Origin of the sequence: Mesorhizobium sp. B2-8-3 (genome assembly GCF_006440815.1) — a bacterium.
In the GTDB taxonomy this organism is placed as follows: domain Bacteria; phylum Pseudomonadota; class Alphaproteobacteria; order Rhizobiales; family Rhizobiaceae; genus Mesorhizobium.
The window spans coordinates 105,951-125,171 of record NZ_VFTW01000003.1; the positions used below are offsets into that span (position 1 = coordinate 105,951).

General features: G+C 63.1%; 25 protein-coding genes and 1 pseudogene. 15 read left to right on the forward strand and 11 right to left on the reverse strand.

The genetic code is table 11. The features are described from left to right. Nucleotides 1-46: 46 nt before the first annotated feature. The 5 genes from FJ418_RS05725 to FJ418_RS05745 all read right to left on the reverse strand — a co-directional run bounded on the left by FJ418_RS05725 (nucleotide 47) and on the right by FJ418_RS05745 (nucleotide 2,237). Nucleotides 47-328, reverse strand: coding sequence for a hypothetical protein (locus FJ418_RS05725; protein WP_140864602.1), 282 nt, complete (start codon nucleotides 326-328; stop codon nucleotides 47-49). A gap of 76 nt (nucleotides 329-404) precedes the next feature. Continuing rightward, on the reverse strand, nucleotides 405-1,007 hold the full coding sequence (locus tag FJ418_RS05730; protein ID WP_140642887.1) for an ATP-dependent Clp protease proteolytic subunit: 603 nt from the start codon (nucleotides 1,005-1,007) through the stop codon (nucleotides 405-407). A 20-nt stretch (nucleotides 1,008-1,027) separates the two neighbouring features. Then, nucleotides 1,028-1,501 (reverse strand): SRPBCC domain-containing protein, encoded by a 474-nt coding sequence (locus FJ418_RS05735; RefSeq protein ID WP_140864207.1) that lies wholly within the window; start codon nucleotides 1,499-1,501, stop codon nucleotides 1,028-1,030. After that, nucleotides 1,498-1,812, reverse strand: a complete 315-nt coding sequence (locus tag FJ418_RS05740) for a metalloregulator ArsR/SmtB family transcription factor (protein ID WP_140642883.1) — start codon at nucleotides 1,810-1,812, stop codon at nucleotides 1,498-1,500. Before FJ418_RS05740 ends, FJ418_RS05735 begins: the two co-directional genes overlap by 4 nt. Nucleotides 1,813-1,856: 44 nt before the next feature. Next, nucleotides 1,857-2,237, reverse strand: a complete 381-nt coding sequence (locus tag FJ418_RS05745) for a cupin domain-containing protein (protein ID WP_246682949.1) — start codon at nucleotides 2,235-2,237, stop codon at nucleotides 1,857-1,859. Nucleotides 2,238-2,431: 194 nt separating this feature from the next. On the opposite strand from FJ418_RS05745, the gene FJ418_RS05750 reads away from it, so the two are divergent. Genes FJ418_RS05750 through FJ418_RS05760 form a run of 3 tightly spaced genes read left to right on the forward strand, consistent with a single transcriptional unit; the run spans nucleotide 2,432 to nucleotide 3,842 of the window. Next, a complete protein-coding gene (locus FJ418_RS05750; protein ID WP_140864209.1) occupies nucleotides 2,432-2,947 on the forward strand; it encodes a single-stranded DNA-binding protein in 516 nt (171 codons plus the stop codon). A 34-nt stretch (nucleotides 2,948-2,981) separates the two neighbouring features. Beyond that, nucleotides 2,982-3,380, forward strand: a complete 399-nt coding sequence (locus tag FJ418_RS05755) for a DUF2306 domain-containing protein (RefSeq protein ID WP_140708701.1) — start codon at nucleotides 2,982-2,984, stop codon at nucleotides 3,378-3,380. Between the two features lie 30 nt (nucleotides 3,381-3,410). Beyond that, the gene (locus FJ418_RS05760) at nucleotides 3,411-3,842 is read left to right on the forward strand and encodes an OsmC family protein (RefSeq protein ID WP_140864211.1); all 432 of its coding nucleotides are present in this window, start codon (nucleotides 3,411-3,413) and stop codon (nucleotides 3,840-3,842) included. Between the two features lie 59 nt (nucleotides 3,843-3,901). On the opposite strand, the gene FJ418_RS05765 is transcribed toward FJ418_RS05760, so the two are convergent. From FJ418_RS05765 to FJ418_RS05775, 3 genes are all read right to left on the reverse strand, one after another. Then, the gene (locus tag FJ418_RS05765) at nucleotides 3,902-4,531 is read right to left on the reverse strand and encodes a MarC family protein (protein WP_140642873.1); all 630 of its coding nucleotides are present in this window, start codon (nucleotides 4,529-4,531) and stop codon (nucleotides 3,902-3,904) included. A gap of 94 nt (nucleotides 4,532-4,625) precedes the next feature. Further along, on the reverse strand, nucleotides 4,626-5,003 hold the full coding sequence (locus FJ418_RS05770; RefSeq protein WP_140864212.1) for a VOC family protein: 378 nt from the start codon (nucleotides 5,001-5,003) through the stop codon (nucleotides 4,626-4,628). 32 nt (nucleotides 5,004-5,035) lie between these two features. After that, nucleotides 5,036-5,566: a hypothetical protein gene (locus FJ418_RS05775; protein ID WP_140864214.1), complete on the reverse strand. Its 531-nt coding sequence runs from the start codon at nucleotides 5,564-5,566 to the stop codon at nucleotides 5,036-5,038. An 85-nt stretch (nucleotides 5,567-5,651) separates the two neighbouring features. Between FJ418_RS05775 and FJ418_RS05780 the strand changes: the two genes are divergently transcribed. Then, complete coding sequence (locus FJ418_RS05780) at nucleotides 5,652-6,479, forward strand: AraC family transcriptional regulator (RefSeq protein ID WP_140864216.1); 828 nt, start codon at nucleotides 5,652-5,654, stop codon at nucleotides 6,477-6,479. Between the two features lie 28 nt (nucleotides 6,480-6,507). Here the strand turns inward: FJ418_RS05780 and FJ418_RS05785 are convergent. Next, nucleotides 6,508-6,696, reverse strand: a pseudogene (locus FJ418_RS05785) (chromosome partitioning protein ParB); the annotation flags it as partial. Nucleotides 6,697-7,021: 325 nt separating this feature from the next. Between FJ418_RS05785 and gyrA the strand changes: the two are divergent. Next, entirely contained in the window at nucleotides 7,022-9,811 is a 2,790-nt protein-coding gene (gyrA, locus tag FJ418_RS05790) for a DNA gyrase subunit A (RefSeq protein WP_140864218.1), read from the forward strand. A 51-nt stretch (nucleotides 9,812-9,862) separates the two neighbouring features. Here the strand turns inward: gyrA and FJ418_RS05795 are convergent, their stop codons facing one another. Next, a complete protein-coding gene (locus tag FJ418_RS05795) occupies nucleotides 9,863-10,015 on the reverse strand; it encodes a hypothetical protein (RefSeq protein WP_095765297.1) in 153 nt (50 codons plus the stop codon). A 191-nt stretch (nucleotides 10,016-10,206) separates the two neighbouring features. Here FJ418_RS05795 and coaD point away from each other — a divergent pair, with 191 nt between their 5' ends. The 8 genes from coaD (at nucleotide 10,207) to FJ418_RS05835 (ending at nucleotide 16,696) form a co-directional block, all read left to right on the forward strand. Next, complete coding sequence (gene coaD / locus FJ418_RS05800; protein ID WP_140642862.1) at nucleotides 10,207-10,707, forward strand: pantetheine-phosphate adenylyltransferase; 501 nt, start codon at nucleotides 10,207-10,209, stop codon at nucleotides 10,705-10,707. Nucleotides 10,708-10,784: 77 nt separating this feature from the next. Then, a complete protein-coding gene (locus FJ418_RS05805; RefSeq protein ID WP_246672319.1) occupies nucleotides 10,785-11,315 on the forward strand; it encodes a peptidylprolyl isomerase in 531 nt (176 codons plus the stop codon). Between the two features lie 29 nt (nucleotides 11,316-11,344). Continuing rightward, nucleotides 11,345-11,857, forward strand: coding sequence for a peptidylprolyl isomerase (locus FJ418_RS05810; protein WP_140864221.1), 513 nt, complete (start codon nucleotides 11,345-11,347; stop codon nucleotides 11,855-11,857). A gap of 10 nt (nucleotides 11,858-11,867) precedes the next feature. Further along, nucleotides 11,868-12,317 (forward strand): DMT family transporter, encoded by a 450-nt coding sequence (locus FJ418_RS05815; protein WP_140642855.1) that lies wholly within the window; start codon nucleotides 11,868-11,870, stop codon nucleotides 12,315-12,317. After that, nucleotides 12,317-13,399 carry a tRNA preQ1(34) S-adenosylmethionine ribosyltransferase-isomerase QueA gene (gene queA, locus FJ418_RS05820; RefSeq protein ID WP_140864223.1) on the forward strand — a complete coding sequence of 361 codons (1,083 nt, stop codon included), beginning with the start codon at nucleotides 12,317-12,319 and terminating at the stop codon, nucleotides 13,397-13,399. The genes FJ418_RS05815 and queA overlap by 1 nt, the downstream gene beginning before the upstream one ends. Then, the gene (locus FJ418_RS05825; RefSeq protein ID WP_140864225.1) at nucleotides 13,392-14,018 is read left to right on the forward strand and encodes a hypothetical protein; all 627 of its coding nucleotides are present in this window, start codon (nucleotides 13,392-13,394) and stop codon (nucleotides 14,016-14,018) included. The genes queA and FJ418_RS05825 overlap by 8 nt, the downstream gene beginning before the upstream one ends. Next, entirely contained in the window at nucleotides 14,015-15,145 is a 1,131-nt protein-coding gene (gene tgt / locus FJ418_RS05830; protein ID WP_140864226.1) for a tRNA guanosine(34) transglycosylase Tgt, read from the forward strand. Before FJ418_RS05825 ends, tgt begins: the two co-directional genes overlap by 4 nt. 84 nt (nucleotides 15,146-15,229) lie before the next feature. Further along, nucleotides 15,230-16,696, forward strand: coding sequence for a hypothetical protein (locus FJ418_RS05835; RefSeq protein ID WP_140864228.1), 1,467 nt, complete (start codon nucleotides 15,230-15,232; stop codon nucleotides 16,694-16,696). 19 nt (nucleotides 16,697-16,715) lie between these two features. Here the strand turns inward: FJ418_RS05835 and FJ418_RS05840 are convergent, their stop codons facing one another. Next, entirely contained in the window at nucleotides 16,716-17,135 is a 420-nt protein-coding gene (locus FJ418_RS05840; RefSeq protein WP_140856851.1) for a DUF4864 domain-containing protein, read from the reverse strand. Between the two features lie 216 nt (nucleotides 17,136-17,351). Between FJ418_RS05840 and FJ418_RS05845 the strand changes: the two genes are divergently transcribed. Beyond that, nucleotides 17,352-17,588: an Lrp/AsnC family transcriptional regulator gene (locus FJ418_RS05845; RefSeq protein WP_040995065.1), complete on the forward strand. Its 237-nt coding sequence runs from the start codon at nucleotides 17,352-17,354 to the stop codon at nucleotides 17,586-17,588. A gap of 167 nt (nucleotides 17,589-17,755) precedes the next feature. Continuing rightward, nucleotides 17,756-19,168, forward strand: coding sequence for a circularly permuted type 2 ATP-grasp protein (locus FJ418_RS05850; protein WP_181166852.1), 1,413 nt, complete (start codon nucleotides 17,756-17,758; stop codon nucleotides 19,166-19,168). Nucleotides 19,169-19,221 lie beyond the last annotated feature (53 nt).

Sequence of the window (19,221 nt, forward strand, 5' to 3'; positions counted from 1 at the left end):
GTGCTGAGGGCACCACCCAATCCGACAAATTTCCGGGGCAGGACGCTCAGTGGTTCGGCAGCTTCATGCCGCCCGTGGTCATGTCGATCGTTATGCCGCCGCCGATCCTGACATCGGTGTTGCCGATCCTGAAGGAGCCGTCGTTGCCGGCCGGCAGGGCGTCGTCCGGTTCCGGTTGCGGCGCCGGCTTGGCGATACGGTAGTCGCCGCTGACGCCGGGCAGCTTCTGCGACGAGCTGTCGTCGGCAAGCGCGGTGCCGGCCGTCAGCGCGCCGGCAAGCGCGGCGGCGGCAACGCACAAATGTCTGGTTTGCAGCAGCTTGGGCATGCCCGAACTATAGAGGCGCGGCTGGAGCGGAGCCAGACGCAGGGCGATCAATTTGCCGCGCGTCCGGCCCGCGATATCAGGCAGCTTTCTTGCGCGTGTCGTAGACGTGGTCGACGAGACCCCAGTCCTTCGCTTCCGCGGCGCTCATGAAATAGTCGCGGTCGAGGGTGCGCTCGACCTCCTCATAGGTCCGGCCGCAATGCTTGGCGTAGAGCTCGGTCATATGCTGCTTGGTGCGCACGATGTCCTCGGCATGGCGCTGGATGTCGGAAGCCTGGCCCTGGAAGCCGCCAAGCGGCTGGTGCAGCACGATGCGGGTGTTGGGCAGCGCGATGCGCCGTCCCGGGTTGCCGGCCATCAAAAGGAAGGAGCCCATCGAGGCGGCAAAACCCATGCACACCGTCGACACCGGGCAGGAGATGTATTGCATGGTGTCGTAGATGGCGAAGCCGCTGGTCACCATGCCGCCGGGCGAGTTGATGTAGATGGAGATCTCCTTGTCGGGATGATCGGATTCCAGCGACAGGAGCTGCGCGCAGACCAGCGCCGAGACGCTGTCGTTGATTTCCCCGTTGATGAAGACGATGCGCTCGCGCAGCAGCCGCGAAAATATGTCGAAGGCGCGTTCGCCGCGGCTCGACTGCTCGATCACCATCGGCACCAGATTGGCAATGCTCATCGCTTTTCTCCTCGATCTGATCAGGCCGCGCGCAGCATCATGCGGGGCGCATTGGCGGCGATTGGATTTTTGCGCGCATCGAGCGAAAGACCGCAGCCGGCGCCCGAGATGGCGACGAGAGGCTGCGCTGCCTGCGCGAAGCCGTCATGGACGATGCTGAGATGCGTGCCGCCGGAAGCGGTGCGCGCCAGCGTGAAGGTGACGATGCTGTCGAAGGCCGGGAGTTCGCCATCGTCCGCGCCAGGCCGCTCGCGCCAGGAATAGCGCAGCAGCCTGCCGGGCTCGGCCTCGAGCACCTCGCATTCGATCGGCGCATCCGGGCCGGCAAAGGCGAAGCGGCTGCCGGCTTCCGCCTTCATGTCGTTCGGCATCATCCAGGCGGCGAGCAGCTCCGGCTCGGTCAGTGCCCGCCAGACTTTTTCCGGCGGCTCGGGGAGGTCGCATTCGAAGCTGAGCGGCGCCTCGGCCGCTGTCGGGTTCCCTGCTTTGGTCATTGGTCCATTCCCTTCAGAACGGTCTTCAACTTCTCGATGCGTTCCGGCCAGAAGGCGCGGTAGCGTTCGATCCAGCCGAGCAGCGGGTCGAGCCCTTGCGGATCGGCGCGGTAATAGGCGTTGCGGCCGGCGCGCCGCTCGACCACCAGGCCGGCGCCGCGCAACACGGCAAGGTGCTGGGAGACCGCCGGCTGCGACACGCTCATGCCGGCGCGCAGTTCGCTCACGCTCATCTCGCCGGCGGTCAGCCGCTCGTAGACGGCGCGTCGCGTCGGGTCGGCCAGGGCGCGGAAAATCTCTGCTTCGATCATGATAAAAGCATAAGCCGATACTTATTGATTTGGCAAGTGTTGTTTTAAGATGTCCAGCGTCTCACCGGCGCCGCGGCTCCGTCGAAGCTTGCCTCGAACACCGGCGATGCGAGCACGGCTTGGATGTGAAGCGTGCCGGAACCGACGTTTCGAAAGCCATGTTTGCAGTGCGCGGGAATGATCAGCGACTGCCCGGCCGTGAGCCCGGCGCGTCGGTCGTCGATCCACATTTCGGCTTCGCCGGCAATCACCGTCAGCACTTCCTCGACCGTGTGCGCGTGCGTCGGCGCGCCGGTACCTGATCCGACCCACTGCTCGAATATACAAAGGCCGGTCGCGCCATTGACGGCGGCAACATGCATGCGGGTTTCGACTCCGGCTCGCCACGTTTCGCGCGGCTGATCCTCATGCGAAACAATGTTCATTCCGATGTCCCCCTTGTTTCCTGCGCAGGAATACTACCTGTTGCTGACATTCCTTGACAGAGGCTGCGGCCAGGACTAGAACGAAAAGAGAACAAAAACCTTGTGGGAAAAGCCAGCCTTTGCGGGCGGCGGCGACCCGCAGGCTGTAAGGTGAGCGACCTAAAATTTGTTTCGGATGAGCGCGGAGAAGTAAGATGGCGGGTAGCGTCAACAAGGTCATTCTGGTCGGCAATCTCGGAGCGGATCCTGAAATCCGCCGCCTGAATTCCGGTGATCCGGTCGTCAACATTCGCATCGCCACGTCGGAAAGCTGGCGCGACAAGAACTCGGGCGAGCGTAAGGAAAAGACCGAGTGGCATAACGTCGTCATTTTCAACGACCAGCTCGCCAAGGTGGCCGAGCAGTATCTGAAGAAGGGCATGAAGGTCTATGTCGAGGGCCAGCTGCAAACCCGCAAATGGCAAGACCAGACCGGTGCCGACAAATACACGACCGAGGTCGTGCTGCAGAAATTCCGGGGCGAGTTGCAGATGCTCGACGCGCGCGGCGAGGGCGGCGGCGGCCAGGTCGGCAACTATTCCGGCGGCGGCAGCAGCCGTGGCTCGGATTTCGGCCAGTCCGGTCCGAATGAAGGCCGTGGCGGCGGCGGTTCCAGGGGCGGCGGTGGCGGCGGCTCGTCGCGCGAGCTGGACGACGAGATCCCGTTCTAAGCGTCTCGAAACGGTCGTCTGAGGGGAAGGCGCGATGTCGCTCGGACCGCTTCTGTCGGCGCCTCCTCCCATTCCATGGCATGCATTCGCGGCCTTCGCCGCGCTCGCCGTGGGCGGCGCCCAGCTGGCGCTGCCCAAGGGCAATACGCGGCACCGGGTGATGGGTTATGCCTGGGTGACGCTGATGCTGGTCATCGCCATATCCAGTTTCTGGATCCAGCAAATCCGGCTCATCGGCCCGTTCAGTCCGATCCATCTGTTGTCGATCCTGGTGCTGGTCACCGTGCCGCTGGCGGCTTGGTATGCGCACACGCATAAGGTGGCCGCGCATCGCGGCGCCATGATCAAGCTCTATCTGTTCGCGCTGGTCGGCGCCGGCATCTTCACGCTGCTGCCCGGCCGGATCATGCATGCCGTCGTGTTCGGACAGTAGGGCGGCAGGAACCTCGTAAGGAAGATCAACGTGAAAGCACGCATCAAATGGGTCGAGGAACGGACCTTCGTCGGCGAATCCGGCAGCGGCCACAAGGTCGTGCTGGGCACGGCGAATGGGCCGGAAGGCCGGACACCCGGACCGAGCCCGATGGAACTGGTGCTGATCGGTACCGGCGGCTGCTCGGCCTATGATGTCGTCCACATCCTCGAGAAGGGCCGGGAGGCGGTCGAGGATTGCGTGGTCGAGCTCGACGCCGACCGGGCCGAGGCCGATCCAAAAGTGTTCACGCGCATCCACATGCATTTCATCGTCAAGGGCCGCGCCCTGTCGCACGACAAGGTGAAACGCGCGATCGACCTGTCGATCGAGAAATACTGCTCGGCCAGCGCCATGATGGCGAAGACGGCGACCATCACGCATGATTTTGAAGTGGTCGAAACGGCGGCAGTAGGGCAGTAGGGCAGTAGGGCAGTAGGCAGTAGGCAGTAGGCAGTAGGCAGTAGGCAGTAGGGTACTGCTCAAGCGGCCATCAGCGCCCTGACGCCGTCGGCCACGAACTGCACCGCCAAGGCCGCCAGGATGACACCCAGAAGCCTGGTCAGGATCGAGCGGCCGGTCTGGCCGAGGATGCGGTCGATGCGTTCCGACAGCACGAACACCAGATAGGTGATGACGAGACAGAGGAAGATGATGCTGACCAGCGCTGCCTGGGCGGCAAAGCCCTCGAAATGTCCCGACAAGAGCACGGTTGCCGAAATGGCGCCGGGGCCGGCGATCAGCGGGATCGCCAGCGGGAAGGCGGCGATGTTGTGGATCATGTCCTTGGTGATGGCGACGTCGCCGATCTTTTCCTTGCGGTCCTGGCGGCGCTCGAAAACCATCTCGAAGGCGATGAAGAACAAGAGAAAACCGCCGGCGACGCGGAAGGCCGGCAGCGTGATGCCGAACACCGACAGGATCGAGGCGCCGGCGATCGCAAACAGCGCCATGACCAGGAAGCCGATCACCGAAGCGCGCACCGAGACCTGCTGACGCTCCTCGCGGTTCATGCCGCGCGTCACGGCGAGGAAGAGCGGCGCCAGCCCCGGCGGGTCGATGGTCACCAGGATGGTGACGAAGGCGTTGAACAGGCTGTCGAAACTCGGCATCGCTGGTCCCCTCCCGCCGGGCGAAGCCCAGACTCTGCAATTGGTAGAGCAAAGCCCGGGCGCTGGAAACAGCGCTGAAGGGGAAAACAGCCGGCTATTCGGGCCTGCCGCAAAAGGCTTCCAGGCGGTAGCCGTCCGGCTCGATGACGAAGGCGGCGTAGTAGTTGTCCCCATAGGCCGCCCGGAGCCCGGGCGCGCCGTTGTCCTTGCCGCCTTCATGCAATGCCGCGGCGTGAAAGGCGTCGACGCTGGCGCGCGTCGGCGCTGAGAAACAGAAATGCAGGCCAGACTCCGCTTCGGCCGGAACCGGCCGCCCGGCGTCGTTCACCCAAAGCTGGACCGCTTGGGCGCCGTAACCGAGGGAACCGGGCGACTGGCTGAGACAGGAATAACCGAGCGGCTCGAGCGCGGCATCGTAGAAGCGTTTCGAAGCGCCGGCGTTGCGGACACCGATCGAGACATGATCAAGCATTGTTTCCTCCATGATTGCAATTGGTTGATCGCTCAGGCTGGAGTCGTGCGGCGGGCCAGGAATTCCACCTCCATGCGCCAGGTCGCGCCGCGGTCATGCGAGCGTTCGCCGAGCCAGCGAAACGAGTTCCCGGTGATACGCGAAAAGCTCCAGCGCACCGACGCGCCGGTGCCGTCGGCGCCGACCTGGACGATGGTGTCGTCCTCGGCGCGGCCGAGCTGCCGGCTGTAATACTGGTTGCGCGGATCGCTCCAGAAGATGTGCCAGGCGTCGGCACCGGGATCGTAGACGCGCAACGTCGTGCCGTAGAAGGTCCATGGCCCGAGCGACGGGGAGGGGCCGGCGTCGCGCGCGGGCAGGATCCAGACGTCCTGCACGGCCCTGCCTTCGAGAACCCAGCCGAAATGCACCTCGCCGCGCCCGGTGAGCCTGGTGCCATCTTCGAGGATGCGTGTAGCGTCGAAGGTCCAGGCGCCGATGAAGCGGCCATAGAGCTTCAGCTTTTCGGCGAGATCCGGGGTGGGGCCGTCGCTGTGCAGGGCCTCGGCAAAGGGATCGGTCATTGTTGCTGCCTTGTTTGTCAGGAGAGGGCGAGCAATAGCGGCACGGCTGGGTTCTTCGCTTGGGAAAAATTGCTATTCTTCAGCCATGACCACCGCGCAGAAAACTCTGGCTTGCGGACATGGCTGGCAGGTGTCCGACGTGATCTGCACGGCAGTCGCCGGCGACACGCCGTTCGAGGAAGAGCATCGGAGCTTCTGCGTCGCCGCGGTGACCAGGGGCACGTTCCGCTATCGCACGAGCCAGGGCACGGCAATGCTGGCGCCGGGCGCCATCCTGCTCGGCAATCCCGGCGCCTGCTACGAATGCGGGCATGAGCACGGCGCCGGCGACCGCTGCCTCTCCTTCCATTTCTCGCCGGCCTATCTGGAGCGCGTCGTGGCCGAACTGCCGGGCGCGAAGCGACTGGGCTTCGCCGATCCGCGCCTGCCGCCCTTGCCGGCGCTGGCGCCGCTACTGGCCGAGGCGGAGGCGGCGCGAGAAACCGGTGACGACGGAGCGTTCGAGGAACTCGGCCTGCGCATGGCCGGCGCGGTTGCCGCGGCTGCGACAGGCTCCTCCGGACCTACCCGGATACCCAGCCGTCGCGACCAGAAACGCGTTGCCGAGGCGGTGCGGCTGATCGAGCTCAATGCCGAACGGCCGCTGTCGCTGACCGAGCTTGCCGACGGCACGGCGACCAGCCCGTTTCATTTCTTGCGCATTTTCCGGTACGTTGCCGGCATGACGCCCTACCAGTTCCTGCTGAGGACAAGGTTGCACCGCGCCGCGGTGCAACTGCGCACGTCAAATGCCGCGATCTCGACGATCGCTTTCGGCGCCGGTTTCAACGATCTGTCGACCTTCAACCGCCGGTTCCGGCGCGAGATGGGGGAAGCTCCCGGCGCCTATCGCGCCCGCCGCGCGGGCCGATGAGGTCTGTCGCTGTCAGCCGGATTTATTGTCAGTCCGATGTCGGGCCGCGCCAGCCCGGCAGGTAATCCGCGTCCTTACCTTTGGCCAGAACGAGCGCTTGCTTCATCGCCTTGTCGAAGTTCTTGGCAACCGCGTTGCGGTCGATGCGCCGACGCAGGAAATCCGCCCCGATGAATTCGCTGAAAGGCGTCGTGTCCTTGGCAAAGCCGCCGAGGCGTGCCGTCACCATCTGCTCGGGAATGGCGATCGCGGCCAGCGTGATGCCGGCCGCCAGATCGCCGTTGAGGTCCCTGACACTCCAGCCGCTCAGCGCCCCGCAAAGGCAACCAGGAGGCCAGGTTCATTGCGCTTGCGGTTTTTGCGATCCATCGCCGACCTTGCCGCACGACGGCGAAAACGACTGTGGCCATATCGTCGCAATCAGCGGTATCCATTTGAAATTACCATCAAAATTGTCTCTGGAAAAGTCCGGCCGACATTGGAGTTTCGGCGAGGCTTCCTATATAAGCATGCAGTGATTCCCGACTGGATTGTGACCTGATTTGACCGACCAGAAGACACCGCGCGGGCCGGACGGCGGCCCCACCGGCATCGAGCCGATTTCGATCATCGAGGAGATGCAGCGCTCCTATCTCGATTACGCCATGAGCGTGATCGTCAGCCGCGCGCTGCCCGACGTGCGCGACGGCCTCAAGCCCGTGCATCGCCGCATCCTCTACGCCTCGCATGAGAGCGGCTACCACTGGAACCGCAAATATGTGAAGTCGGCCCGCCCGGTCGCCGACGTGATGGGCAAATACCATCCGCATGGCGACGCTTCCATCTATGACGCCCTGGTGCGCATGGCGCAGGACTGGTCGCTGCGCGTGCCGCTGATCGACGGTCAGGGCAATTTCGGCTCGATCGACGGCGATCCGCCGGCGGCGATGCGCTACACCGAGTCCAGGCTGACCAAGGTCGCGCATGAGCTCTTGGAGGACATCGACAAGGAAACTGTCGATTTCCAGGATACTTACGATGCGTCCGGCAGCGAGCCCAAGGTGCTGCCGGCCCGTTTCCCGAACCTTCTGGTCAACGGTTCCGGCGGTATCGCCGTCGGCATGGCCACCAACATTCCACCGCACAATCTCGTCGAGGTCTGCAACGGCGCCATCGCTCTCATCGACAATCCGGCGATCGACCTGACGGCGCTGATGGAGATCGTGCCCGGTCCGGATTTCCCGACCGGCGGCATCGTGCTTGGCCGTTCGGGCATCTACAACGCCTATTCGACGGGCCGCGGCTCGATCGTCATGCGCGGTCGCGTCGAGATCGAGCAGCGCGGCAATGACCGCGAATCTATCGTGGTCACCGAGATTCCTTATCAGGTGAACAAGGCCTCGATGATCGAGAAGATGGCCGAGTTGGTGCGCGACAAGCGCATCGAGGGCATTTCCGACATCCGCGACGAGAGTGACCGCCAGGGCTACCGCGTCGTCATAGAGTTGAAGCGCGACGCCGTGGCCGACGTTGTCCTCAACCAGCTCTACCGTTTCACGCCGCTGCAGACCTCGTTCGGCGCCAATGTGGTGGCGCTCAACGGCGGCAAGCCGGAAGTGCTGACGCTGATCGATATGCTGAAGGCCTTTGTCGGCTTCCGCGAGGAAGTCGTCAGCCGCCGCACCAAATATCTGCTGCGGAAAGCGCGCGAGCGGGCGCATGTGTTGGTCGGTCTGGCGATTGCCGTGGCCAATATCGACGAGGTGATCAAGCTGATCCGCACCGCGCCGGATCCGCAGACGGCGCGCGAGCAGTTGATGGAGCGGCGCTGGCCGTCACACGACGTCGCTCCGCTGATCCAGCTGATCGACGATCCGCGCCACCGCATCAACGAGGATGGAACCTATAATCTGTCCGAGGAACAGGCGCGCGCCATCCTTGACCTGCGCCTGCAGCGCCTGACCGCGCTCGGCCGCGACGAGATCGCCGACGAATTGAACCAGATCGGCGCTGAAATCGTTGATTTCCTTGATATTTTGTCGTCGCGCGCGCGCATACAGCAGATCGTCAAGGATGAGTTGGTCGCGGTCCGTGACGAGTTCGGCACACCGCGCCGGACCGAGCTGACCGACGGCGGTTCGGATATGGAAGACGAAGACCTGATCCAGCGCGAGGACATGGTCGTCACCGTCAGCCATTCCGGCTACATCAAGCGTGTGCCGCTCTCGCTCTACCGGGCGCAGCGCCGCGGCGGCAAGGGCCGCTCCGGCATGTCGACCAAGGAAGAGGATTTCGTCACCCGCCTGTTCGTCGCCAACACGCACACGCCGGTGCTGTTCTTCTCCTCGCGCGGCATCGTCTACAAGGAAAAGGTCTGGCGGCTGCCGATCGGCAACCCGCAATCGCGCGGCAAGGCGCTGATCAACATGCTGCCGCTCGAGCAGGGCGAGCGCATCACGACGATCATGCCGCTGCCGGAGGACGAAACCAGCTGGGGCGAGCTCGACGTGATGTTCGCGACCACACGCGGCACCGTGCGCCGCAACAAGCTGTCCGACTTCGTCCAGGTCAACCGCAACGGCAAGATCGCCATGAAGCTGGAGGAAGAGGGCGACGAGATCCTCGGCGTCGAGACCTGCACCGACAATGACGATGTGCTTCTGACGGCGAATTCCGGCCAGTGCATTCGTTTCCCCGTCTCCGATGTGCGTGTCTTCCAGAGCCGCAATTCCGTCGGCGTGCGCGGCATAACCATGGCCGAGACCGACCGCATCATCTCGATGTCCATCATCGAGAATGTCGATGCGTCGCCCGCCGAGCGCGCCGCCTATCTGAAGCGCGCCGCGGCCGAGCGCCGGCTTGCCGCCGGCGGCGCGGCCGAGGAGGAAGAAATTGCGCTCACCAATGAGGAAATCGGCGAGGAAGCCGAGCTTTCCGAGGAGCGCTACGAGTTCCTTAAGGCGCATGAAAAACTTGTGCTGACGGTGACCGAGTATGGCTACGGCAAGCGCTCGTCTTCCTACGATTTCCGGCTGACGGGCCGCGGCGGCAAAGGCATCCGAGCCACCGATGTGTCGAAGGTAGCTGAGATCGGCCGGCTGGTTGCGACCTTCCCGGTCGGCACTGACGATCAGATCATGCTGGTTTCGGATGGCGGCACGGTCATCCGCGTGCCGGTCTACGGCATACGCTTTGCCAGCCGGGCCACCAAGGGCGTGACGATCTTCAACACGGCCGAAGGCGAGAAGGTCGTGTCGGTGGAGCGGATTTCGGAGCCGCAGGCCGACGATGAGGTCGAGGAGGTGTCTTCGAGCGAGACTGGCGCGGACGACGATATGGGCGGGAGCGAATAGGCTTTCACCCGGCTTAACAGGCCCTTTGGGCCGGCTCGGTCATGGTAGAGATCAGTGGCGACGATAAACGTTGCGATGGGCGAAACCATCGAGCCGCTTGGTGTTGGCCTTGACGCGCACCCGCGCTGCTTCCTGATGCAACCCAAATGCGGTCGCGATCAGCATCACGATGGTCATTGCAGTGGCAAGCATGTAGATCAGCATTTGCGTGTTCTCCTGGACTTACAACGATGACATGGGGATTTGGTTTCACCCCTTGAAGCGGCAACTTAGTGAACGCTGGGTGAAATGTTCGTGATCGTCGCATTCATCTGTCGTTCATCGGCGCGAAAAGGTTCACGGCCGGGCAACCGATGGGATTTGCCTTTGTTCGAGAGGCTCGCTAGAAGCCTGCCATGACCGAACGCACCGCCCTTTATGCCGGCTCCTTCGACCCGCTGACCAACGGCCATCTCGACGTGCTCAAGGCCTCGCTGGCGGTGGCCGACACCGTCTATGCGGCGATCGGCACCCATCCGGGCAAGAAGCCGTTGTTTTCCTTCGAGGAACGCGTGGAGCTGATCGAGGCGGCAACCAAGGCCGAGTTCGGCCGCGACGGCGGTCGCATCAAGGTCGTTTCCTTTGACGGCCTTGTCATCGACGCGGCCCGCAAGCACGGCGCCTCGATCATGATCCGGGGGCTGCGCGACGGCACCGACCTCGATTACGAAATGCAGATGGCGGGCATGAACGAGACGATGGCGCCGGAGTTGCAGACGGTTTTTCTGCCCGCCAGCCCGTCCGTGCGCACCATTACCGCCACACTTGTGCGCCAGATTGCGTCGATGGGCGGCGACATCCGTCCTTTCGTGCCAGCGGCCGTCGCCGGCGCGCTCACCGCCAAGTTCACCAAATAGGCTTCCCGGAGATTCCTATGCAGCTGAAGAAGCTCGCTTCGTTCCTCGTCGTGCTTGCCGGCCTTTTCACGGCATCCATGCCGGCCGTCGCCGCCGACAAGGAAAACACCATGATCATCACGCTGAAGGACGGCGACGTGACCATCGCGTTGCGTCCCGACCTGGCGCCCAAGCACGTCGCGCAGATCAAGAAGCTGGTGCGCGACGGCGCCTATGACAACGTCGCCTTCCATCGCGTCATCGACGGCTTCATGGCGCAGACCGGCGATGTCAAATTCGGCAATATGAAGAAGGGCTTCAACCCCGAAGCCGTCGGCACCGGCGGTTCCGATCTTCCCGACCTGCCGGCCGAGTTCTCGCAGAGCGAGCAGTTCACGCGCGGCGTGATCGGCATGGCCCGCTCGCAGGATCCGAATTCGGCGAACTCGCAATTCTTCATCATGTTCGCGCCGGCGCCGAACCTCGACGGCCAGTACACCATCGTCGGCAAGGTCGTCGGCGGCATGGACCTCGTCGACAAGATAAAGAAGGGCGACGAGGCCGACAACGGAACGGTCACCGACCCCGACCGCATGATCAAGGTCCGCATCGCCGCCGACGGCAAATAACCTCCTCATTTTCAAAAGGATTTTGTGACATGGCTGAGATCAAGGACCGCGACAACGCGCTCATCATGGAAACGACCAAGGGACAGGTCGTCATCGAAATGTATCCCGAGCTGGCGCCCGGCCATGTTGCCCGCATCAAGGAGCTGGCGCGCGAAGGCGCCTATGACGGCGTGGTGTTTCACCGCGTCATCGACGGCTTCATGGCGCAGACCGGCGACGTCAAGTTCGGCAATTCGAGCAAGCCCACCTATGCGCCGTCGCGCGCGGGCATGGGCGGCTCCGACAAGCCGGATCTCAAGGCCGAATTCTCCAACGCCAATCACGGACGCGGCGCCTGCTCGATGGCCAGAGCCCAGAACCCGAATTCGGCGAATTCGCAGTTCTTCATCTGCTTCGACGATGCCGCCTTCCTCAACCGCCAGTACACGGTGTGGGGCCAGGTCATCGAAGGCATGGAGAATGTTGACAAGATCAAGCGCGGCGAGCCTGTGCAGGATCCCGACAAGATCGTCTCGCTGAAAGTCGCGGCAGACGTCAAGTAAGGGCGGAACGATGATGGGCGCTGTCTGGTCCCTGCTTGGCATCCTGTCCGGCGCCTTCATCGCCATCCAGGCGCCGATCAATTCGCAATTGGCGCGCGGCCTCGGCCTTCCGGTGGCCGCCGCGGCGTTCTCCTTCCTGTCCGGCGCCATCGTGCTTGGCATCATCTCCATCTCGGTGGTGAGGCTGCAGGGCATCGAGCTCGACTGGAAGGCGCCGGCGCCATGGCTGTTCGTCGCCGGCGGTATGCTCGGCGGCTTCTATGTGACGTTGTCGACGATCCTCACGCCACGTATCGGCGCCGCGGCGCTGATGGCCTTCCTGGTCGCCGGCCAGCTGATCGCCGGCATGCTGATAGACCGCGCCGGCTTCCTTGGCGTGGCGGTGCGCGAAATCTCGCTTGGGCGTGTCGCCGGCGCTGTGCTCTTGCTTGCCGGGGCGCTGCTCATCCGGCTCTACTGATGCGCGTCGACCTGTTCGACTTCGACCTGCCGGAAGAGCGCATCGCGCTTCGCCCGGCTGAGCCGCGCGACAGCGCCAGGCTCCTGGTCATCAAACCGGGCGAGACGCCGCAAGACCGCCTTGTCGGCGAATTGCCGTCGCTGCTTCGCGAAGGCGACGTGCTGGTGTTCAACGACACCAAGGTCATCCCGGCACAGCTGAAGGGCATGCGCAGGCGCGGCGAGGCGGTGGCGCAGGTCGAGGCGACGCTGCACATGCGGGTGGCGCCGGACCGCTGGCAAGCCTTCATGCGGCCGGGCAAGCGCATCGCCGCCGGCGACCGCATCCATTTCGGCCATGACGGCAATTCCTGCTTCCTCGGCCAGCTCGACGCCACGGTGCTCGAAAAGGGCGAGGCGGGCGAGGCGCTGCTCGGTTTCGACCTTTCCGGGCCGTTCCTCGACGAGGCGCTGCACGCCGTCGGCCATATTCCGCTGCCGCCTTATATCGCCTCGAAGCGCGACGACGACGAGCGCGACCGCGCTGACTACCAGACCATCTATGCCCGGGAAGAGGGCGCGGTCGCTGCCCCCACCGCCGGCCTGCATTTCACGCCGGAGCTGTTTGCGGCGCTGGACGCCAAGGGCATCGAGCGCCGCTTCGTCACGCTTCATGTCGGCGCCGGCACTTTTTTACCGGTGAAGGCCGACGACACGGCCGACCACAAGATGCATGCCGAGACCGGCTCGGTGAGCCCGGAAACGGCGGCGGCGCTCAACGCGGCCAAGACGCGGGGAGGGCGGATCGTCTGCGTCGGCACGACGTCGCTGCGCTTGCTTGAGAGCGCAGCGCGCGATGACGGCAGGATCGAGCCCTGGTCCGGTCCGACCGACATCTTCATCACGCCCGGCTATCGCTTCCGCACGGCCGACATGCTGATGACCAATTTCCATCTGCCGCGCTCGACGCTGTTCATGCTGGTCTCGGCCTTCAGCGGGCTGGAGACGATGCGCTCGGCCTATGCGCATGCCATCGAGAACCGTTACAGGTTCTATTCCTATGGCGACGCCAGCCTGCTTTACCGGGGGGACAACGGTGGCTGAGATAAGGTTCGTTGATAAAACTTTGTTTGGCGAATGGGATGCTTTCCCGCGATCGCCTGGTGAATATTACATTGGGAAAGAATTGCTTCTGACCTGGGACGAAATGCGCTCTCGCGCGGAATGGTGTATGGAAGATCTTCCATACACTGACAATCTTCTTTTGGAGGACGAAGATCATCGCCTGCTCAGAGATTGTATGTCGTCATACATTTTTGAGCTGTATGCAGCCGCGGTCATTTCGGCAGACGCATTTTTAGAGCGCATCATCACGGATGTCGTCGAAACACATGGTAAGAGACCCGCGAAGGTAGGTTTCGGTGGAACTCTAGCCACATTCGGCAAGCTTGGATTAGTGGACAAAGCTATATTCGAGCGCCTGCAGCATCTGCATTCGGTACGTAATAATCTTGCGCACGAGAAGGGTCCAGATCATGAAATGAGGATTTTTCGGAGAGCGTTGGCACGAAGAACTCGTGCTGAGCATCTTTTGGATACCGATGCGAAAGAAGCGATCTGCTTGGCCTACGGACTCGCTGGAAAACTGATCCGAAACTTCCCAAGGCTGGCATTGCCAGGCGTTGGCACACCAAGAATATATCGTTCACATTACAAGCAATGACAGACACTTTTGCCTTCCATCTCATCGCCACCGACGGCAAGGCGCGGCGCGGCCTGGTCTCGATGCCGCGCGGCGAGATCCGCACGCCGGCCTTCATGCCGGTCGGCACCGGCGGCACCGTCAAGACCATGTATATGGACCAGGTGCGCGGGGTCGGCGCCGACATCATCCTCGGCAATACCTACCATCTGATGCTGCGGCCGGGCGCCGAGCGCGTGGCCCGGCTTGGCGGGCTGCACGAGTTCGCGCGCTGGCCGCATCCGATCCTGACCGACAGCGGCGGCTTCCAGGTCATGTCGCTGTCGAAGCTCAGGAAACTGACCGAACAGGGCGTCACCTTCCGCTCGCATATCGACGGCGCGCCCTACGAGATGTCGCCGGAGCGATCGATCGAGATCCAGGGACTGCTGGATTCCGACATCCAGATGCAGCTCGACGAATGCACGGCGCTGCCGGCCAAGCCCGAGGAGATCGAGCGCGCCATGGAATTGTCGCTGCGCTGGGCAGAGCGCTGCAAGGCGGCGTTCGGCGACCAGCCGGGCAAGGCGATGTTCGGCATCGTCCAGGGCGGCGACAGCGCGGCCTTGCGTGTGCGCTCCGCTCAAGCCCTGAAGGAGATGGACCTCAAAGGCTACGCCGTCGGCGGGCTGGCGGTCGGCGAGCCGCAGTCAGTGATGCTGGAGATGCTCGACATCACCTGCCCGGAACTGCCGGCCGACAAGCCACGCTACCTGATGGGCGTCGGCACGCCGGACGATATCCTGAAATCGGTGGCGCGCGGCATCGACATGTTCGACTGCGTGATGCCGACCCGCGCCGGCCGCCATGGCCTTGCCTACACGCGGCGCGGCAAGGTCAATCTCAGGAACGCCCGCCATGCCGACGATCCGCGGCCGCTCGACGAAGAAAGCGACTGCCCGGCCGCGCGCGACTATTCGCGCGCCTACCTGCATCACCTGGTGCGCTCGCAGGAAGCGCTCGGCGCCATGCTGCTGACCTGGAACAACCTGTCCTATTATCAGAGGCTGATGCAGGACATCCGGGCGGCCATCGAGGCGCAGGCTTTTGAGACGCGGGCGGCGGAGATCACCGAGGGCTGGGCGAGGGGCGATATCCCGGTCCTTTGATCAGAGAAGCCGTCGGAAAACTTTTCATAAATCAGATGAAGAGTAAGTATCCCTTGCCATATCGAGGCAAAGGGCGGCACGACTTTGGTAAAAATAGACGCGTCGATCGTTGACGATAATGTAGCAATCGCTAATGTTGACCGGTCTGGATCGGCGGCGACCCGGCGATGGAGCTACAGTCTATTACTTGTAATTTCAGGGGTCGTGCTTGCCGGCCTGACCTTGCGTCTGCTCGGCGCGCGCGGCGATCTCTGGCATGACGAGATCTGGAGCATCACGCTGCTGAGGCCTCTGACGTCGGTCGACCAGATATTCTGGCGCATAAACCACGACAACAATCATTTCCTCAACTCGATATATCAGTATGTCGTCGGCCCCGATGTCGCGCCACTCGTCCAGCGCGGCCTGTCGATAACGTTGGGTGTATGCACAGTCATCGTGGCCACGGCGATATCGCGGGGACGCTGGGCCATGGTCGCGTCGGGGCTGCTGTTCGCAGTGAGCTACCCGATGGTTCACTACGGCTCGGAGGCGCGTGGCTATGCCGGCCTGGTGCTGTTCACACTCGTTGCCGTGGCTCTTCTGGAGCGTTGGTTCGACAAGCGTGGTCTCTACGGCGCCGCCTTTGCCGTCGCAATTCTGCTTGGCTTCCTTTCCCATCTGACGATGACCGAAACGGTAGCGGTGCTCGCGGCCTGGACGATGTGGCTAAGCTGGCGACGCAGCCGCAGCCTGATTGTCGTCAACCGAGAGGTTATCCAGGCCTTCCTGCCTGCTTTCCTTGCCGTGCTTCCGCTCGCCACGGCAATACTCGTGGGCGCGCGATTGTTCAGCTTCAACGTCGGCGGGTTTTCGTCTTTCTCGCTTGAGAGGTTCGCCGCCGGCTATGGTGGAATGATCCGCTATCTTTTCGGTCTGCCGGACTGGATCGGCGACTGGACATGCGTCGCGATCGTTTGCGTCCTGGTTCTGGCATATGCAGGCGTCTCGCGCGATCGCCGGGTCAGTCTCTATGCCATCGGCATCGTCGGGCTGCCCGCCTTGATGGCGGTGGCGCATCTGCCGAATGTCGAATTCCCACGCTATTTCCTCGTCAGCGGAACCTTGTTGCTGCTTTGGGCCGGAGAGGTGATCGGACGCGGCCTCGAAGCTGGCGGTACGAGGAGGCTTTGCGCCGCTGGGATGCTCATGCTCGTTGCGGGCGGCAACGCGGCGCTGCTTGCCCGTTTCTACGAGCATGGGCGTGGTTCCTATTCCGACATGGTGGACGAGATGACAAAGGGCGGCGTCGCCACATATGCCACCAACGCTGATTTCCGCACCGGCATGATGGTCGATTATTTCGCCGCGCGCATGGGCCGCCAGGCATCGCTCGTCACGCAGGACAAGATTTGTGCCGGGCGCGCGGAGTGGCTCATTCTCGAAGGCGATCTCCAAAAACAGCCTGAGCGCGTGGACTTCGATTGCGCGCTTGCCTACGAACGAGCCGCAGCCTCGACCTTCTGGGGCCTCTCCGGTCTGGGCTGGACACTGTATAGCCGCCGGGATTGAGCGGTCACGCCAGGCGGGCTCAGGTGCTGACCGAAGTCGAGGCGCGCAGGCTGCAGCCGGTGATCTTGAAACTGCCGTCCGCCTGCTGCTGCAGCGTGTAGACCGCCTCATAGTCCTTGCCGTCGGGTCCGACGATCAGCACCTGCTGGACGATCGAGCCCGGCCCGGTCTGCTCGACCTTGCCGAAGGAATAGGACTGGGGCTTGCGCACCGGCGCGTAGCCCTTCGTCACCATGTTCATGAAGGTATCCACGGTCGGAAAGATCTGCTTCACGTTCGGCGCGGCGAAGCTGTAGGCGGTGGCGCCGTCATCGGCGATGAAGGCTTTCAACTGGCTGTCGATGACTGCCTGCGCGGTCTTGATCTCGGCATCGCCGGCAAAGGCAAGCGAGGCTATCCACATCGGAACAAGAGCTAGTGCGAACAATACGCGGCGCATGGCCTGCCTCCCGGAACTCGCTTGGCGAATGCAATCTAACATACGCGCTTCGATGCCCGGCGGTTTCATCCCTTCGCAAGATTTCGCCGTTTCGACGCCGGAGCGCCCTGCTTAGGCGGTCGTCAAGAACGGCGCGCGCCGGCTGATGCTTGAAAGCCGGGCGGCAGTCTGCCACAAGGGCCGCTTGATCTTGAAGCAGGCAGGCAGGACCGGGCAATGAAGGCATTTTTCGTGCAGATCAAGTGCGACCTGGGCAAGTCCTATGAGGTCGCCAGCGCGCTTGCCGATGCCGAGATTGCCTCCGAGATCTACTCGACCGCCGGCAATTACGACCTGCTCGCCAAATTCTATATCGACGACGAGGAAGACGTTGGTCACTTCGTCAACGAGCGGGTGCAGATTCTGCCTGGAATCAAGGACACCTTCACGATCGTGACCTTCCGGGCGTTTTGACGGACCTGGCGATGCCCCGCCGGGAAGCAGCAACTGACCCGGCCTGGCCGCTCATGCCTTAAATTTAGGCAATTCGCATAGAGCGGCCACCATCGCGTCCTAAATCACCGATTGCGCTTGATTTTCTCCGGCGAGGCCAGTGAAATGGTCCAGAGGGGAGTACGCGATTGGCAGCGTTCGACGAAATGCTTCCGGAAGTCTCCGGATTGAGAAGACCTTATGAGGCTTACGATCGCTGGCTGAAGGAGCAGGACCCGGCCAGGCTTACCCAGAAAATGCAGGACGCCGAGCGCGTCTTCCGCAAGACCGGCATCACCTTTGCCGTCTATGGCGAGCAGGAGGCGTCCGAGAGGCTGATCCCCTTCGACATCGTCCCGCGCATCCTCTCCGGCCAGGAATGGCGCCGGGTGACGCAAGGCATCGAACAGCGCGTGCAGGCGCTGAACGCCTTTCTCGACGACATCTACCACCGCCAGGAGATTCTGCGCGCCGGGCGCGTGCCGAGGGAGCTTGTTGCGAAGAACGAGGCCTTCCTGCCCGAGATGATCGGGGTGAGGCCGCCGGCCGGCGTCTACACCCACATCATCGGCGTCGATATCGTCCGCATCTCGGAGAACGAGTTCTATGTGCTGGAGGACAACGCCCGCACGCCGTCCGGCGTCTCCTACATGCTGGAGAACCGCGAGACGATGATGCAGCTCTTTCCAGAGCTGTTCCAGAAGATCAAGGTTCGGCCGGTCGAGAACTACCCGCAGCTTATGCGGCAGTCGCTCGCCGCGGTGCGGCCGCAAAGCAGCAAGGGCGCGCCGACCATCGCGGTGCTGACGCCGGGTTCCTACAACTCGGCCTATTTCGAGCACGCCTTCCTCGCCGACCAGATGGGCGTGCAACTCGTCGAAGGGCAGGATCTGCGCGTCGTCGACGGCCATGTGGCGATGCGCACGACCGAGGGCTACAAGCAGATCGACGTGCTCTACCGGCGCGTCGACGACAACTTCCTCGATCCGCTGACCTTCCGGCCGGATTCCGCGCTCGGCGTGCCCGGCATCATGGATGTCTACCGCGCCGGCAACATCACCATCGCCAACGCGCCGGGAACCGGCATCGCCGACGACAAGGCGATCTATTCCTACATGCCGGAGATCGTCGAGTTCTACACCGGCCGCAAGGCGATTCTCGGCAACATCCCGACCTGGCGCTGTTCGGAGCCGGACAGCCTCAAATATGTGCTCGAGCACATCGGCGAGCTCGTCATCAAGGAAGTGCATGGCTCCGGCGGCTACGGCATGCTGGTCGGCCCGGCGGCGACCAAGAAGGAATGCCAGGAGTTTGCCAAGAAGCTGCAGGCGAAGCCCTCGAACTACATCGCCCAGCCGACCCTGGCGCTGTCGACCTGCCCGATCCTGACCGAGAAGGGCCTGTCGCCGCGCCATGTCGACCTCAGGCCTTATGTGCTGGTTTCGGATCGTATCCAGATCGTGCCGGGCGGCTTGACGCGTGTCGCGCTGAAGCAAGGCTCGTTGGTGGTGAACTCTTCGCAAGGCGGCGGCACGAAAGACACTTGGGTGCTGGATGATTGAGATGAGTGAGTAGGGAATAGTCAGTAGTCAGTAGGGGAAAGAGCAATGCCACA

Excerpts from the sequence above, each read along its gene's own strand:
- FJ418_RS05770 (WP_140864212.1), bottom strand. The coding sequence starts at position 5,003 with ATGCTTGATCATGTCTCGATCGGTGTCCGCAACGCCGGCGCTTCGAAA.
- FJ418_RS05750 (WP_140864209.1), top strand. The coding sequence starts at position 2,432 with ATGGCGGGTAGCGTCAACAAGGTCATTCTGGTCGGCAATCTCGGAGCG.
- FJ418_RS05780 (WP_140864216.1), top strand. The coding sequence starts at position 5,652 with ATGACCACCGCGCAGAAAACTCTGGCTTGCGGACATGGCTGGCAGGTG.
- FJ418_RS05765 (WP_140642873.1), bottom strand. The coding sequence starts at position 4,531 with ATGCCGAGTTTCGACAGCCTGTTCAACGCCTTCGTCACCATCCTGGTG.
- FJ418_RS05735 (WP_140864207.1), bottom strand. The coding sequence starts at position 1,501 with ATGACCAAAGCAGGGAACCCGACAGCGGCCGAGGCGCCGCTCAGCTTC.
- FJ418_RS05840 (WP_140856851.1), bottom strand. The coding sequence starts at position 17,135 with ATGCGCCGCGTATTGTTCGCACTAGCTCTTGTTCCGATGTGGATAGCC.
- queA (WP_140864223.1), top strand. The coding sequence starts at position 12,317 with ATGCGCGTCGACCTGTTCGACTTCGACCTGCCGGAAGAGCGCATCGCG.
- tgt (WP_140864226.1), top strand. The coding sequence starts at position 14,015 with ATGACAGACACTTTTGCCTTCCATCTCATCGCCACCGACGGCAAGGCG.
- FJ418_RS05740 (WP_140642883.1), bottom strand. The coding sequence starts at position 1,812 with ATGATCGAAGCAGAGATTTTCCGCGCCCTGGCCGACCCGACGCGACGC.
- FJ418_RS05810 (WP_140864221.1), top strand. The coding sequence starts at position 11,345 with ATGGCTGAGATCAAGGACCGCGACAACGCGCTCATCATGGAAACGACC.
- FJ418_RS05730 (WP_140642887.1), bottom strand. The coding sequence starts at position 1,007 with ATGAGCATTGCCAATCTGGTGCCGATGGTGATCGAGCAGTCGAGCCGC.
- FJ418_RS05775 (WP_140864214.1), bottom strand. The coding sequence starts at position 5,566 with ATGACCGATCCCTTTGCCGAGGCCCTGCACAGCGACGGCCCCACCCCG.
- FJ418_RS05805 (WP_246672319.1), top strand. The coding sequence starts at position 10,785 with ATGCCGGCCGTCGCCGCCGACAAGGAAAACACCATGATCATCACGCTG.
- FJ418_RS05845 (WP_040995065.1), top strand. The coding sequence starts at position 17,352 with ATGAAGGCATTTTTCGTGCAGATCAAGTGCGACCTGGGCAAGTCCTAT.
- FJ418_RS05725 (WP_140864602.1), bottom strand. The coding sequence starts at position 328 with ATGCCCAAGCTGCTGCAAACCAGACATTTGTGCGTTGCCGCCGCCGCG.
- FJ418_RS05745 (WP_246682949.1), bottom strand. The coding sequence starts at position 2,237 with ATGAACATTGTTTCGCATGAGGATCAGCCGCGCGAAACGTGGCGAGCC.
- FJ418_RS05795 (WP_095765297.1), bottom strand. The coding sequence starts at position 10,015 with ATGCTGATCTACATGCTTGCCACTGCAATGACCATCGTGATGCTGATC.
- FJ418_RS05755 (WP_140708701.1), top strand. The coding sequence starts at position 2,982 with ATGTCGCTCGGACCGCTTCTGTCGGCGCCTCCTCCCATTCCATGGCAT.
- FJ418_RS05815 (WP_140642855.1), top strand. The coding sequence starts at position 11,868 with ATGATGGGCGCTGTCTGGTCCCTGCTTGGCATCCTGTCCGGCGCCTTC.
- coaD (WP_140642862.1), top strand. The coding sequence starts at position 10,207 with ATGACCGAACGCACCGCCCTTTATGCCGGCTCCTTCGACCCGCTGACC.